This is a genomic window from Collinsella aerofaciens (assembly GCF_015556945.1).
Lineage (GTDB): Bacteria > Actinomycetota > Coriobacteriia > Coriobacteriales > Coriobacteriaceae > Collinsella > Collinsella aerofaciens_AO.
Genome location: NZ_JADNNH010000027.1, coordinates 1 through 15053, shown reverse-complemented (window position 1 = coordinate 15053; position 15053 = coordinate 1). Strand labels below are relative to the sequence as shown.

The 15053-nt window shown below is 58.9% G+C and carries 11 protein-coding genes; 7 read left to right on the top strand and 4 right to left on the bottom strand.

Annotated features, from left to right (window positions below; translation table 11 throughout):
* Window positions 1-47: 47 nt before the first annotated feature.
* From I2F59_RS07950 to I2F59_RS07930, 5 genes are all read left to right on the top strand, one after another.
* Window positions 48-767 (top strand): GntR family transcriptional regulator, encoded by a 720-nt coding sequence (locus I2F59_RS07950; RefSeq protein ID WP_195503806.1) that lies wholly within the window; start codon window positions 48-50, stop codon window positions 765-767.
* 306 nt (window positions 768-1073) lie between these two features.
* Window positions 1074-2390 (top strand): ABC transporter substrate-binding protein, encoded by a 1317-nt coding sequence (locus tag I2F59_RS07945; protein ID WP_006235863.1) that lies wholly within the window; start codon window positions 1074-1076, stop codon window positions 2388-2390.
* 88 nt (window positions 2391-2478) lie between these two features.
* Window positions 2479-3333 (top strand): carbohydrate ABC transporter permease, encoded by an 855-nt coding sequence (locus I2F59_RS07940; RefSeq protein ID WP_006235864.1) that lies wholly within the window; start codon window positions 2479-2481, stop codon window positions 3331-3333.
* On the top strand, window positions 3333-4172 hold the full coding sequence (locus tag I2F59_RS07935; protein WP_022095055.1) for a carbohydrate ABC transporter permease: 840 nt from the start codon (window positions 3333-3335) through the stop codon (window positions 4170-4172). Before I2F59_RS07940 ends, I2F59_RS07935 begins: the two co-directional genes overlap by 1 nt.
* A 68-nt stretch (window positions 4173-4240) precedes the next feature.
* Window positions 4241-5440 carry an ABC transporter ATP-binding protein gene (locus I2F59_RS07930; protein WP_035137764.1) on the top strand — a complete coding sequence of 400 codons (1200 nt, stop codon included), beginning with the start codon at window positions 4241-4243 and terminating at the stop codon, window positions 5438-5440.
* A gap of 457 nt (window positions 5441-5897) precedes the next feature.
* Here the strand turns inward: I2F59_RS07930 and glgP are convergent, their stop codons facing one another.
* From glgP to galE, 3 genes are all read right to left on the bottom strand, one after another.
* Complete coding sequence (gene glgP / locus I2F59_RS07925) at window positions 5898-8165, bottom strand: glycogen/starch/alpha-glucan family phosphorylase (RefSeq protein ID WP_229065406.1); 2268 nt, start codon at window positions 8163-8165, stop codon at window positions 5898-5900.
* Window positions 8166-8293: 128 nt separating this feature from the next.
* Window positions 8294-9811: a 4-alpha-glucanotransferase gene (gene malQ / locus I2F59_RS07920; RefSeq protein ID WP_271802661.1), complete on the bottom strand. Its 1518-nt coding sequence runs from the start codon at window positions 9809-9811 to the stop codon at window positions 8294-8296.
* Window positions 9812-10019: 208 nt separating this feature from the next.
* Complete coding sequence (gene galE, locus I2F59_RS07915) at window positions 10020-11081, bottom strand: UDP-glucose 4-epimerase GalE (protein ID WP_006235870.1); 1062 nt, start codon at window positions 11079-11081, stop codon at window positions 10020-10022.
* A gap of 266 nt (window positions 11082-11347) precedes the next feature.
* On the opposite strand from galE, the gene I2F59_RS07910 reads away from it, so the two are divergent.
* Window positions 11348-12553, top strand: a complete 1206-nt coding sequence (locus I2F59_RS07910) for a coiled-coil domain-containing protein (protein ID WP_006235871.1) — start codon at window positions 11348-11350, stop codon at window positions 12551-12553.
* Window positions 12554-12774: 221 nt separating this feature from the next.
* Here the strand turns inward: I2F59_RS07910 and murB are convergent, their stop codons facing one another.
* Window positions 12775-13737 (bottom strand): UDP-N-acetylmuramate dehydrogenase, encoded by a 963-nt coding sequence (murB, locus tag I2F59_RS07905; protein WP_195503804.1) that lies wholly within the window; start codon window positions 13735-13737, stop codon window positions 12775-12777.
* A gap of 183 nt (window positions 13738-13920) precedes the next feature.
* On the opposite strand from murB, the gene I2F59_RS07900 reads away from it, so the two are divergent.
* Window positions 13921-14949 (top strand): LacI family DNA-binding transcriptional regulator, encoded by a 1029-nt coding sequence (locus I2F59_RS07900; RefSeq protein WP_006235873.1) that lies wholly within the window; start codon window positions 13921-13923, stop codon window positions 14947-14949.
* Window positions 14950-15053 lie beyond the last annotated feature (104 nt).

Here is a 15053-nt window from a genome sequence, read left to right as displayed (position 1 = left end):
AAATGCTATCGTGCCTAGCCGGAAATGAATAATGTAGAGGTGAAACAATGCCAAAAGCGATATACGAAGGAATCTACCGAGAAATACGCTCGCGCATCATTAATGGGACCTATGCGTTTCAGGAGATGCTGCCAACCGAAGCCGAGCTGACCGCGGAGTTCGGATGCACTCGCAATACCGTCCGTCGCGCCTTGGGTATGCTGGCCGACGGGATGTTTGTGCAGCCCATACACGGCAAGGGCGTGCGCGTTATTTGGCTTAAGGGCGAAACCGACATGTTGGGCGCACTCGAAGAGGTTGAGTCGTTTGGCGAGTTTGCAAAGCGCAACAATGCCGTTGCATCGACGGACGTTAAGTCTTTCGAACATCTGGTTTGCACCGAGCAACTCTCTCGTCACCTGGGCTTTAAGGTGGGCGAGAAGTTGATTCGCGTAGTGCGTGTCCGAAGCCTCAACGGCAACGCGCGCCAAGTGGACCATGGCTATTTTTTGGCGTCGATCGCCAAGGGCCTGACTCCCGAGATCGCGGCAGATTCTATTTACGGCTATCTGGAGCACAAGCGCGGTGTCAAAGTGATGGCGAGCCGTCGTACGGTGAGTGTCGAGCTCGCCAACGATGAGGACTGCAGCTATCTTGACCTCGGCAAATACAACTGCGTTGCCGTCATGGAGAGTCAGTCGTACACCTCGGATGGCATCTTGTTTGAGGTGACGCACACTCGCACACACCCCGAGATCTTCCATTACCGCGTCAATTCCAAGCGATAGCCGGCTAGCTCGCAGCCTGACGAGACTCATGGCCTCAAAGAGAAAACGCCCGGTCAAACCGACGGTACATCGGCTTGACCGGGCGTTTTCTCTGCATTCAATAACAAATAATTGTTTATACAAAACTTGTCAAGTATCAAGTTGAAATTACCGTTCACCGAAGTTTTTCTACCGCTCTAGTAATACTTGTTCAAACAACTAGCCAAATAGCGTATCGTTCAAATCAGCAAAAGGGGCAAAGTCCCCGAGCCAATCTCCGAAGGCGGCGGCAAAGGGTGCCGCCACGGTGTGAAAGGGTGGATTGTAATGAAGAACGAAATGAGCAGAAGGCAGTTCCTGGGCTTTGCTGGTTCCGCGGCTGCAGTTCTTGGTCTGGGCCTCGTGGGTTGCGGTGGTTCTGCCGGCTCCGGCTCCTCTGCTTCTGGTGACGCTGCCGAGGTCTACTTCCTCCAATTCAAGCCCGAGGTCGACAAGGAGTGGAAGGAGATCGCCAAGGCCTATAAGAAGGAGAAGGGCGTCGAGGTCAAGATCGTGACCGCTGCCTCCAACACCTACGAGGAGAAGCTCAAGTCCGAGATGTCCAAGAGCTCCGCTCCGACCCTGTTCCAGGTCAACGGCCCCACCGGTCTTAAGAACTGGAAGGATTACTGCGCCGACCTGTCCGATACCAAGCTCCGCGGTGAGCTCATTGACGACTCCCTGGCTCTGCAGTCCGACGGCAAGGATGTGTGCATCGACTGGGTCCAGGAGAGCTTCGGCATCATCTACAACAAGCAGCTGCTCGAGAAGGCTGGCTACAAGGCCGAGGACATCAACTCCTTCGACAAGCTGAAGGCTTGTGCCGACGACATCCAGGCCCGCAAGGACGAGCTTGGTGTCGAGGGTGCCTTCACTTCCGCCGGCATGGATGACTCCTCCAGCTGGCGCTACACCACCCACCTTGCCAACATGCCGCTCTACTACGAGTTTGAGAAGGAGCACAACCAGGAGGACGACGAGATCAAGGGTGAGTTCCTCGACAACTACAAGCAGATCTTCGACCTGTACATCACCGACTCCACCTGCGATCCTTCGCAGCTTGCTTCCAAGACCGGCGACGACGCCACCAACGAGTTCGCAACCGGCAAGGCCGTCTTCTACCAGAACGGCTCTTGGGCCTACTCTGACCTCGTCAAGGCCGGCATGACCGACGATCAGATTGGCATGATGCCGATCTACATCGGTGTTGACGGCGAGGAGAACCAGGGCCTGTGCTCCGGCGGCGAGAACTACTGGTGCGTCAGTTCCCAGGCTTCCGAGGATGCCCAGAAGGCCACCGAGGACTTCATGTATTGGTGCGTCACCGCTGACACCCCGACCAGCATCATCGCCGACAAGATGGGTCTGACCGCTCCGTTCAAGAGCGCCAAGGAGACCACCAACGTCTTCTCGCAGCAGGCCGTTGCCATGGCCAAGGACGGCAAGAAGACCGTCGCTTGGGACTTCGTCTACATTCCCTCCGAGGAGTGGAAGAAGAACCTCAAGCAGGCTCTGATTGCCTACGCTGCCGATAACAGCAAGTGGGACGGCGTCAAGAACGCCTTCGTCGATGGTTGGAAGACCGAGAAGGCCGCTTCCGAGTAAGCAGTTGCTGCCCAAGCTATCTGATTAGCGACAGGGGGGCGGGCAGACGTTGGTTTGCCCGCCCCCTGCATATTGAAAGGACCCTTTTATGGGCAAAGCACTCAAGCGCTGGTGGCCGCTCTTTATGCTGCCCACGTGCCTGGCGTTTATGATCGGGTTCGTGATCCCTTTTATCCAGGGCTTCTATCTCTCGTTCTGCCAGTTTATTATCATTAGTAACGCGCACTTTGTCGGTATCGAGAACTACGTGCGCGCGCTGTCCGATCCGCAGTTCTCCACGTCGTTCTTCTTTACCGTGGCGTTTGCCTTCCTGTCGACGGTGCTCATCAACGTGATCGCCCTGGCCATTGCGCAGGCGCTCACCCGCAAGGCGCTCAAAGGCACCAACATCTTCCGTACGATCTTCTTTATGCCTAACCTGATCGGCGGCATCGTGCTGGGCTACATTTGGCAGATTCTGATCAACTGCCTGCTCTCCAACGTGGGCGCCCAGCTCATCGCCCTTAACTCTGCTGCTGGCTTCTGGGGCCTTATCATCCTGACCCTGTGGCAGCAGGTCGGCTACATGATGATCATCTACATCGCTGGTCTGCAGTCCATTCCGTCCGATTACATCGAGGCCGCCAAGGTCGACGGCGCTACGGCATGGCAGACGTTTTGGAAGGTTAAGATCCCTAACCTGATGCCGACCATCACCATCTGCCTGTTCCTGTCCATCACCAACGGCTTTAAGCTGTTCGACCAGAACCTCGCCCTTACCGGCGGCGCCCCCGCGCACTCCACCGAGATGCTCGCCCTGAACATCTACAACACGTTCTATTCGCGTGCCGGTATCGCATGGCAGGGCATTGGTCAGGCCAAGGCGGTTATCTTCTGCATCCTGGTCGTGGCCATCTCCATGATTCAGCTTAAGGCCACGAGGTCCAAGGAGGTGCAGCAGTAATGAAACGCGATAAGGTTATCAACCGTGCGCTCTCGATTTTCTTTACGATTCTGTCGCTCGCGTGGATCTACCCCGTGTTCATGATTGCGCTTAATTCTTTTAAGAAAGCGACCGCAATCAGCACCACCACGGCATTCGATCTGCTCACGCCCGAGACGTTCAACGGCCTCGCAAACTACATGCACGCCCTTAACGAGCAGGGCTTTGCCTCGGCATTTATGTACTCGCTCATCATCACGGTCACGTCGGTCGTGCTGATCTTGGTGTGCTGCTCCATGTGCGCTTGGTACGTGGTTCGTGTCAACAACAAGATCTCGAACTTCTTCTATTACCTGTTCGTGTTCTCGATGGTCGTGCCGTTCCAGATGCTCATGTTCACGCTGTCCAATTTGGCGGACCGCATCGGCTTCAACACGCCGTTCAACATCTGCTTTATCTACCTCGGCTTTGGCGCGGGCCTGGCGGTCTTTATGTTCGCCGGTTTTGTAAAGAACATCCCGCTCGAGATCGAGGAGGCGGCCATGATTGATGGCTGCAACCCGGTCCAGGTGTTCTTTAAGATCGTCCTTCCCATCATGAAGCCCACCTATCTTTCGGTCGGCATCCTCGAGACCATGTGGGTCTGGAACGACTATCTGCTGCCCTACCTTACGCTCGACTCCACCAAGTACAAGACCATTCCTATCTTGATCCAGTACTTCCGCGGCGGCTACGGCCACGTCGAGCTCGGCCCCATGATGGCCTGCATCATGATGGTCGTTATCCCCATCGTCATCATGTACATCCTCTGCCAGAAGTACATCATCGACGGTGTGGTGGCAGGTGCCGTCAAGGGCTGATGCCGTAACTGTTTTGCAAGTTTCTGCGGCGCCCCTCAGCGCGGCGCCGTATATCGAAAGGTAAAGACATGGCCGAGATCGTTCTCAAACATGTTCAGAAGGTGTATCCCAACAACGAGTCAAAAAAGAAGGGCTTCTTTGGCAAAAAGAAGAAGACCGAGGAGAAGAAGCACAACCTCAAGGTTACCGAGGACGGCGTGCTCGCGGTGGAGGACTTTAATCTCACCGTGCATGACCAGGAGTTTGTCGTTCTCGTTGGCCCGTCTGGCTGCGGCAAGTCCACGACGATGCGCATGGTCGCTGGCCTGGAGGACATCACTTCGGGCGACGTGCTCATCGACGGCAAGCGCGTCAACGACGTGGCGCCCAAGGACCGCGACATTGCCATGGTGTTCCAGAGCTATGCTCTGTACCCCAATATGACGGTGTACGAGAACATGGCGTTTACGCTTGAGCTCAAGAAGGTCCCCAAGGACGAGATCGACCGCAAAGTTCGCTCTGCTGCCGAGATTCTGGGCATTACCGAGTACCTCGACCGTAAGCCCAAGGCGCTTTCGGGCGGCCAGCGCCAGCGTGTCGCTATCGGCCGCGCCATCGTGCGTGACCCCAAGGTCTTCCTGATGGACGAGCCGCTGTCCAACCTGGACGCCAAGCTTCGTAACCAGATGCGTGCCGAGCTCATTAAGCTGCGCCACGAGATCAAGGGCACGTTCATTTATGTTACTCACGACCAGACCGAGGCCATGACCCTTGGCGACCGTATCGTGGTCATGAAGGACGGCGTCGTCCAGCAGATCGCCACGCCGCAGGAGGTCTTCAACCATCCCGCGAACATCTTCGTCGCCGGCTTCATCGGCGTGCCGCAGATGAACTTCTTCGATGCCCAGCTGGTGCGCTCGGGCAACGGCTTTACCGTCAAGACCGAGGATATGAATGTGGCACTCGCCCCCGAGACTTGCGCTCAGCTTGCCCTCAACTGGGACGGCGGCGACGTGAAGGAGATTACGGCCGGCGTGCGTCCCGAGCAGATCCTGCTTGCCGACAAGGGCGAGGAGGGCGCGCTCCAGGGTACCGTCGAGGTGACCGAGCTCATGGGCTCGACCGAGCATGTCCACGTGACCGCTCCCGATGGCCAGTTCGTCCTGATTATCCCCGTCGTCGACCTCGAGGCCAAGGGCGCGCTCAAGGCTGGCGACACCATCTGGTTCAAGTTCGAGAAGAACGCGACCCACCTCTTCGATAAGGTGTCTGGCAAGAACCTTATCTAGGCCCGGTGCATCCGGACCCTCCCTTTGGGCGACTGCGGTATTGCCATCCTTTTGCCGCGGTCACATATAAGGCTCCCCTCCCGTCCACTGGGCGAGAGGGGAGCCTTTCTTTGTGTTGGGGCTGTCTGACCGGTCGTTTGTCTCGATCTGTAACAGGTAGGGCCGATTTCGGACGTTAGATGTTACAGATCGAGACGGTCCCGCTGAGCTAACCATTTCATCTAAATCTGTAACACCAAAGGTGAATTTCAGCTGCTAGATGTTACAGGTTGAGATAAACCCAAGGGGAGGGGCTGGTATGTCTCAATCTGTAACAGTTGGGACCGTTTTGGTTGAGTAGTTGTTACAGATCGAGATTGTTTGGCCGAGTTGGGTCGCAGGGTAACGTGCGGGCACAAAAAACGGAGCCGTGTTGCCACGACTCCGTTTCTCAAGAGGATGGGTAAGGGAAGCGAAATTAGCTCAGGTGCCAAATCTCGTCGTTGTACTGGGAGATCGTGCGGTCAGACGAGAAGGTGCCGGCGTTGGCGATATTGATGAGCGTCTTGCGCATCCAGGCGTCCTGGTCCTCGTAGTCGGCCAACACGCGCTCCTTGGTCTGGATGTACTCCTCGATGTCGAGCAGGGCCATAAACCAGTCCTTGCCCTTAATATCATCGTGCAGGCGCTGCAGGCGCTCGGCGTTGCCGGTCGCCATAAAGGCCGGGTTGGTGATGAAGTCCACCAGCAGTTTAATGCCGGGCTTGCGGTAGAGCACACCGGCGTCATAGGTGCCGTCGGCATAGAGCTGCTCGACCTGTTTGGACGAGGCACCAAAGGTATAGATATTCTCGTCGCCCACGAGCTCGGCAATCTCCACGTTGGCGCCGTCAAGCGTGCACAGGGTTAGGGCGCCGTTGAGCATGAACTTCATGTTGGAGGTGCCGCTCGCCTCCTTGGAGGCCAGGCTGATCTGCTCGGAGATATCAGCGGCGGGGATCACGCGCTCGGCGGCGGTGACGTTGTAGTTCTCGATCATGACAACCTGCAGGTAGGGAGCCACGTCGGGGTCGTTTGCAATCCACTGCGACAGCGTCAGAATCAGATGGATGATGTCCTGCGCGATAGTGTAGGCAGGTGCCGCCTTGCCGCCAAAGATGATGGTGACGGGGTGCTTAGGTCTGTTGCCGTTCTTGATATCGAGGTACTTCCAGATGATGTAGAGCGCGAGCATCTGCTGACGCTTGTACTCGTGGATGCGCTTGACCTGGACGTCGATGATGGCGTTGGAGGGAATGGTCACGCCCTGCTCGAGCGCCATGAACTGGCGCATGATGGCCTTGGCCTCGACCTTGGTGGCGGCCAGGCGCTCAAGAACGTCCTTGTCGTCGGCGAACTTGGCGAGTTTGCTCAGATCGCCGGTGCTGCGCCAGTCGGTGCCGATCACATCGTCGAGCAGGCTGGCGAGCGCGGGGTTGGCCCCATGGATCCAGCGGCGGAAGGTGATGCCGTTGGTCTTGTTGGAGAACTTCTTGGGATAGATCTCGTAGAACGGATGAAGCTCGGTGTCCTCCAGGATCTTGGTGTGGAGGGCGGCTACGCCGTTGATGGAGAAGCCAAAGTGGATGTCCATGTGGGCCATGTGGACGGTGTCGTGCTCGTCGATGATGGCGACGCGCGGGTCATCGTGCTCGGCCTTTGCGATCTCATCGAGCTTGACGATAATGTCGGCGATGGCAGGGGAGACCTTCTGCAGGCTGGCGAGCGGCCACTTCTCGAGCGCCTCGGCAAGAATCGTGTGGTTAGTGTAGGCGACCATGGAGCGTACGATGGTCACGGCCTCGTCAAACTCGATGCCATGCTCGGTGGTGAGCAAGCGAATGAGCTCGGGGATGACCATGGTGGGGTGCGTGTCGTTAATCTGGACCACGGCGTAGTCGGCCAGATCGTGCAGGTTGCTGCCGCGCTCGATGGCCTCGTCGATCAGGAGCTGGGCGGCGTTGCTTACCATGAAGTATTCCTGGTAGATGCGAAGTAGGCGGCCCTGCTCGTCGGAATCGTCGGGGTAGAGGAACAAGGTGAGGTTCTTGGCGATCTCGGTCTTGTCGAAGTCGATGGAGCTGCCGGGGACCAGGCCGTCGTCGACGCTCGCCAGGTCGAACAGGCGCAGGCGGTTCTTGTTGGGCTGGCCGTAACCGGGCACATCGATGTTGACGAGCTTGGAGGTAACGGCAAAATCGCCGAACTCGACGGTGTAGGAGCGGTCATCGTCGACCAGGATGTCCTGCTCACCGAGCCACTCGTCGGGGACGGCCTTCTGCTGGTTGTCGACAAAGCGCTGACGGAACAGACCGTAGTGATAGTTGAGGCCCACGCCATCGCCGGTCAAGCCCAGCGTGGCGATGGAATCCAGGAAGCACGCGGCCAGGCGGCCCAGGCCGCCGTTGCCGAGCGACGGCTCGACCTCGAACTCCTCGATCTTGTTGAGGTCGTGGCCTGCGGCGGTGAGCTGGTCCTTAACCTCGTCGTAGATGCCGAGGTCGATCATGTTGTTGATGAGCAGCTTGCCGATCAGAAATTCGGCGGAAATGTAATAAAGCTTTTTCTTGCCGTTGTTGAGCGGGCGGGCGGCGGAGCGCTCCTGCACGAGTTTGACCAGCAGTTTGTAAATGCGACGGTCGTCGAGCTGCTCGAGCGAGGTGCCAAAAGACTGCTCGGCGAGTTCCATGAGGTTAATTTGGGGCATGTTTTCTCCTGTGATGGGTTGTTTCATGTCTGCAATTCATAAGAAGCCCGCGCGAGGGGATTGGGGTGGCCTCGCGCGGGAAAAGCAAGCGCGTCCGCACGGTGGGGAGGGGTTGGGCGCGGTAGCTCCTATTGAGGAAGCTCGATTTCGGCTTCCGACGGGATGCGGAAGTAGGTCTCGGTCCAGTCGGTGAGTTTGTGCTCGAGCTCGCGGGTGATGGCGCCGTCGAGCATGCGCCAGGTCCAGTTGCCGCCCAGCATGGCAGGGGTGTTGATGCGCGCCTCGTTGCCCAAGTTGAGCAGGTCCTGCATGGTGTAGATGCACGTGTCGCTCACGCTGGCGGCGATGGTGCGGTTGAGTGCATCTGCCATGGGTTCGCCGGCCTGCTGATGGGTGTACAGGGCTGTCTGCTCGCGCTGACGCGGGGTGGCCGTTCCTTCAAACCAGCCGCGTGCCGTCTCGTTGTCGTGGGTGCCCACGTAGGCGACGGTGTTGGCAATGTAGTTATGCGGCAGGTAGTACGAGTTGGTGCCCTCAAAGGCAAACTGCAGGATCTTCATGCCGGGGAAGCCCGAGTTGTCGCGCATGTCGATGACGCCGGGGGTGAGGAAGCCCAGGTCCTCGGCGATGATGGGCAGCGTGCCGAGCTTTTCCTCGAGCGTCTTGAAGAACTTGAGGCCGGGACCCTGCGTCCACGAACCGTAGGACGAATCGGGTGAGGAGAACGGCACCTCCCAATAGGCCTCGAAGCCGCGGAAGTGATCCAGGCGGATGACGTCGTACATGTCGAGGGCGGCGCGAATGCGGCCCTCCCACCAGGAGAAGCCGTCGGACTCCATGGCGTCCCAGTCGTAGATGGGGTTGCCCCAGTACTGGCCGGTGGCCGAGAACTGGTCGGGCGGCGTGCCGGCGACGCTCACCGGATTGCCGGCGGCGTCGATCTTAAAGAGCTCAGGCGTCGCCCACATCTCGACGGAGTCACGCGAGACATAGATGGGCAGGTCGCCGATGATGAGAATGTCGCGCTCGTTGGCATAGGCCTTGAGGCGGCTCCACTGGCGATCGAAGAAGTACTGCGTCATCTGGTGGTAGAGCATACGCGCCGGATGGTCGGCGCAGACCTTGGCGGAAGCCTCGCCGCGGGTGCGGAGCTCCGCGGGCCACTCCCAAAACGCCTTGAGACCGCACTCCTCTTTGACGGTCATGAACTCACAGTAGGGGATGAGCCAGTCCTCGTTGGCCTGGATAAAGTCATCGAAATCGGCCGGCTTGTCGGCAGCAAAGCGCTCGGCGGCTCGGTCGAGAATCTGACGGCGGCCGCCAAAGATAGCACCGTAGTCGACATTGCTGGGGTCGGATCCCAGATACACGCCATCGATATCGCGCTGCTCCAGATACCCTGCCTCGATAAGCTCGGCAAAGTCGATAAAGTTGGGGTTGCCTGCGCGGGCCGAGAACGACTGATAGGGCGAATCGCCATAGCTGGTCGTCGTAAGGGGCAGAATCTGCCAGTAATGTTGTTTGCACGAGGCGAGAAAATCGACGAAGTCGTAGGCATTCCAGCCAAAGCCGCCGATTCCGTATGGTCCGGGCAGAGATGAGACGGGCATGAGGACGCCGCTTGCACGCTCCATGAATGCGCTCACCAACCTTCTTGTTGTGGGGTCGGCCTGCCGATGGGTGTGCAGTCCGCCTCCGATGTTCTGATTCGATACGCCTATTGTAAAACATGTTGTTTAAACATGTACAGGCAAGATAAAAAAGTTGGTCGATTTTCGGCGAATGGTTACATGCCATGAAAAAGCCCCGACCTCACAACATGAGATCGGGGCAAGAGCGGTATGTAGGTTTTTACTACTCGGCGTCGGCGAAGCCGTTGGGGTTGTGGCTCTGCCAGTTCCAGCTATCGCGGCACATGTCCGCGATGTCGTACTGGGCCTTCCAGCCCATCATGCGCTCGGCCTTGGAGGCATCGCACCAGTTGGCAGCGATGTCGCCGGCGCGGCGCTCGCGGATCACGTAGGGCAGCTCCTTGCCACAAGCCTTGGAGAAGGCGGCGACGACCTCGAGTACCGAGGTGCCGGTGCCGGTGCCCAGGTTAAAGATCTCGACGCCGGTTTTGCCGTTCATCCAGTTAAGGGCGGCAACGTGACCAGAGGCCAGATCGCACACGTGGATGTAGTCGCGCACGCCGGTGCCGTCGGGGGTGGGGTAGTCGTTGCCAAAGACCTGAACGGCCTCGAGCTTGCCCACGGCGACCTGGGCGACATAGGGCACCAGGTTGTTGGGGATGCCCTTGGGGTCCTCGCCGATCAGACCCGACGGATGGGCGCCGATGGGGTTGAAGTAACGGAGCAGCACGACGTCCCACTCGGGGTCGGCGGTGTGGACGTCCATAAGGATCTGCTCGATCATCCACTTGGTCCAACCATAGGGGTTGGTCGCGGGCTTCTTGGGATCCTCCTCGGTGACGGGCGGGTTGTCCGGGTCGCCGTAGACGGTCGAGGAGCTCGAGAAGATGATGGACTTGCAGCCATGGTTGCGCATGACGTCGATGAGCACTAGGGTGTTCTCGATGTTGTTGTGATAGTACTCGACGGGCTTGCTCACCGACTCGCCGACGGCCTTAAAGCCGGCAAAGTGGATGACGCGGTCGATCTGATGGGTATCGAAGATCTTGTTCATCGCATCGCGGTCGAGCACGTTGGCCTCGTAGAAGGTGAGGTTCTTGGCGGCCTCGTCGCCCACGATGGTCTTGACGCGGTCGACGGCGACGGCGCTGGAGTTGGAAAGATCATCGACGATGACGACCTGGTAGCCACCCTCGAGCAGCTGAACGACGGTGTGCGAGCCGATAAAGCCGGCGCCACCGGTAACGAGGACGCAGGTGTCTTTGGGGTCGAGTGCTTTGGACATGTAGTCTCCTATCGAATCAGGAACACTTCTAGAGGGGAGTATAGCGCAGGCAGGGACGCCCAAATCGTGCGCCGTAGGAAAAGCAGAGGATTGTGCTAACGTACTCATAAAAGAGCTTGCGTACGCATAACCTGATCTCTGGCATTTGCTTACGATCCGCCGACCTTGCAGTTTCCTGCCGTTCGTGGAAATCGTTGGGACGCGCCATATGTACGCTAATATGTATGAGTTGAGCGACATATAAATAAGCATGTAACGGAGTACATATGTCACCAAACAGCGATTCCATCCTTTCCCAGGAGCTCTCGCGCCGCACTGCCCTCAAGGCCCTGTTCGGCGCCGCCTCTGCGGCAGTTCTTTTTGGCCTGCCCGCTCGCGCCCATGCGGCGGAGGCTTCCAAAGAAACCACCGATAAACTGAATGCCGCCCAGGCCCAGCTCGACGAGGTTCAGGCCCAGCTCGACAGCATCGCAAATGAGTATGCGGCGCTGGCCAACAAGAATGCCCAGACCCTCAACGACATCGAGAATGTCCAGGGCAAGATTGACGACACGCAGGCCCAGATCGATGAAAAGAAGGCCGAGCTCAAGAAGAAGCGCAACGACCTTTCCGATCGCGTGGCCGCCAGCTACAAGTCCGGCGGCACGAACATCCTGTCGCTGCTGCTGGCCTCTGGCTCGTTTGAGGAACTCGTCGCCAACGCGCATTACGTTGAGAAGATCAACAAGAGCGACCGCGACGCCATCGAGGACATTCAGACCATCCAGGAAGAGCTCGATGCGCAAAAGACCGAGCTCGAGTCGCAGAAGGCCGACTTAGAGAAGCTCAAGGACCAGCAGACTGCCCAGATGCAGGACATGCAGGCCAAGCAGCAAGAAGTCCAGACCGTGCTGAACGGTCTTTCCGACGACGTCAAGGAGCTCATGGCTCAGCGCGATTCCGAGATCCTCGCTGCCGCCCAGGCTGAGGAGGCCGCTAGGAAGGCTGCCGCTGCCGCGGCTGCCGCGAACAAGAACAATTCCTACTCGGGTGGTTCGAGCTCGGGTGGTGGATCGTACGCGCCCGGAACTCCGCAGCAGAATGCCGGCTCGGGCAAGCAGCAGGCTGTCGTCAACGCGTGCTACTCCACGCCTTCGCCGGGTCAGAACTGGTGCGCGGCGTGGGTCACCAATGTCTTCCGTAACGCCGGCGTTGGCTACTTTGGCGGCAATGCGTGCGACATGTTTAACGCCTGGTGCTATAGCTCCGACCGCTCGGCGCTGCAGGTGGGCATGATCGTGGCCGATTCCTCGCACAGCGGCACGGGTGCTCCGGGCCTTATCTACGGTCATGTGGGTATCTACGTTGGCGGCGGCATCGTTATGAGCAACGAGGGTGCCATTACGTCTAAGTCGCTTGATTCGTTTATTAGCTTCTATGGCACTGGCTCTGGCGTGCGTTGGGGCTGGCTTGGCGGTATTGCGCTGTCGTAAAGCCGACGGGGCCGCGTGCCCGCCCGCAATATATTTGATTGCCTGCTCGGGCAGTCCTGCGCAAGACGAAGGCCACATTAAGTGGCCTTCTTTGCGTGCGGAACTCGCGATCAATCAAATATATTGCGGGCGGGCACGCGGCCCTCTCGGGTTCGGGGCGCGACTCACCGGACTGGTTGTCTGAATAAATATGGTGAAGGCCCCTTTCGGGGCCTTCTTTTTTAGAGGAATTCGCCTACTCGGTGGACTTCGGGTTCTAGGTCTACGTTGAATTGGTCTTTGACGGTTGCCTGGATGTGGCGGATGAGTTCGTCGACGTCGGCGGCGGTGGCGTGGTCGACGTTGACGATGAAGCCGCAGTGCTTCTCGCTCACCTGCGCGTCGCCAACGGCGTGTCCTCGCAGGCCGGCGTCCATGATGAGCTTGCCGGCAAAGTAGCCCTCGGGGCGCTTGAAAGCGGAGCCGGCACTCGGCATGTCGAGCGGCTGCTTGTCCTCGCGGCGCTGGCGGTAGTCGTCCATGTCGGCCTTGATCATCGCGGCGTTGCCCGGGGCGAGATTGAAGGTGGCCGAAAGCACGATAAAGCCGTCATCGGCGATGCGGCTCTTTCGATAACCCAGGTTGAGCTCGTCGACATCGAACTCGATGATATTGCCGCTGCCGCGGGTGCCGTCGTCGAGCTGGCGAGCGGGTTTGTAGACGCGCACGGACTCCAGTACATCGGCCATGCAGGCACCGTAGGCACCGGCGTTCATGTAGCAGGCGCCGCCGACCGATCCGGGGATGCCCGAGATGGGCTCCATGCCGGTGAGACAGGCCTCGGCTGCCGCGGCTGCGACATCGGAAAGCAGCGCGCCGGCTGCCGCCGTGACGTGCGTGCCGTCGACGGTGATGTTGGAGAGACCTTCGCCCAGCGCCACGACGACGCCGCGGATGCCCTTGTCGCCGACGAGTAGGTCGGAGCCGTTGCCCACGATGGTGAGGGGCAGATTGCAGCGATAGCAGGTATCGAGCGTGGCGACGAGGCCCTGCTCGGTATCGGGCGTGACAAAGACGTCGGCCGGGCCGCCGATCTTAAACGTGGTGTGCTCGCGCATGGGCTCGCTCATCAGTACGTTGTCCTCGCCGGCAACGCCAGCAAGCGCGCACAGCAGGTCCTCGTTAAAAAAATCGTTTTCGTGCATACTAATAGCCGCCTTTTGGTGGTCGTTGTCATCAATCGATTGCAATATACCCCACCCGGACGGATTTGGTGCGCTGGCGGCGATAAAACAGCCGTCTACCGGATTGGTAAAGTGTTTATCACCGAGGTAGAGGGGTAGTCGCTATACTTTCAAGAGATTGCGCGTAAACCCGGAAGGAGCGAGATGGCCAACAAAGTCACCCTCAAGCAGATCGCCCAGGAGGTGGGGCTTTCCCCCTCGTCGGTCTCGCTTGTGCTCAATAATCGGCCCTGTCGCATCTCGGAAGAAAACCGCAAGCTCATCAAAGAGGTCGCGGCGCGCAACCACTATGTTCCCAACCAGATCGCGCGCAGCCTGGTCATGCGCGAGTCGCGCACCCTGGGCCTTATCGTCCCTAACATCGAGAGCCGCTTTTTTGCCTCGCTCGCCGGTAGCCTGGAAAAGCGCTGCCGCGAGGACGGCTATGCGCTCTTCATTACCAGCTCGGGCGGAAGCGCCGATGACGATCTGGAGCTGCTGCGCCAGCTGGTGACGCGCGGCGTTGATGGCGTCTTCCTGGTCGTGGGCGACGAGTTCTCCGACGACCGCGCCCTGCGCGAAGAAGTCAGCCACCTGCCCATCCCGGCCGTAATGGTCGACCGTGCCATTGAGGGACTCGAGTGCGACAAGGTGATGTTCGACCACGAGATGGGCGGCTACATGGCCACCCGCTATCTGATCGAGCAAGGCCACCGCCGTATTGCTTGCCTGGTTAACGCACGCCGCTCCAATACGGGTCGCAAACGACTTGCCGGCTATGAGCGCGCGCTGCGCGAGGTTGGCCTGCCTATCGACGCACGTTTGGAGTTTGAGAGCGAGTACTACATTCCGAGTGCCTACGAGGCCTCGGAGGCGGTGCTCGCAACTGATGCCACCGCTGTGTTCGCAAGTTCGGATAACATCGCCCTCGGTCTGCTCAAGCGCTTGCACGAGATGGGGAAGAGCATCCCGGGCGATATCTCGGTGGTGAGCTATGACAACTCGGCGGCCGACGTTCTCTTTGAGCCGGCGCTGACCGCCATTGAGCAGGATCCTGGTGTCCTTGCGGAGCATGCTTTTGGCTGCATGTCCAAGCGTCTTGCCGGTAGGGGCGGCAGGCGTGCCGAAGAGGTCGTCCTGGAGCCGGCGCTTATCGTTAAGGGCAGCGTGCTCGAACTTACCGAATGTAGCTAAGCGTACTTGTTTGTTTGCATAGATTGCATGCGGAGTGTCCGCTATTTGCCGGCGGGGCCGGGGTGCCTGCCTTGTTTTGAGAAGTTCGCGGAGCCCACTTCTCA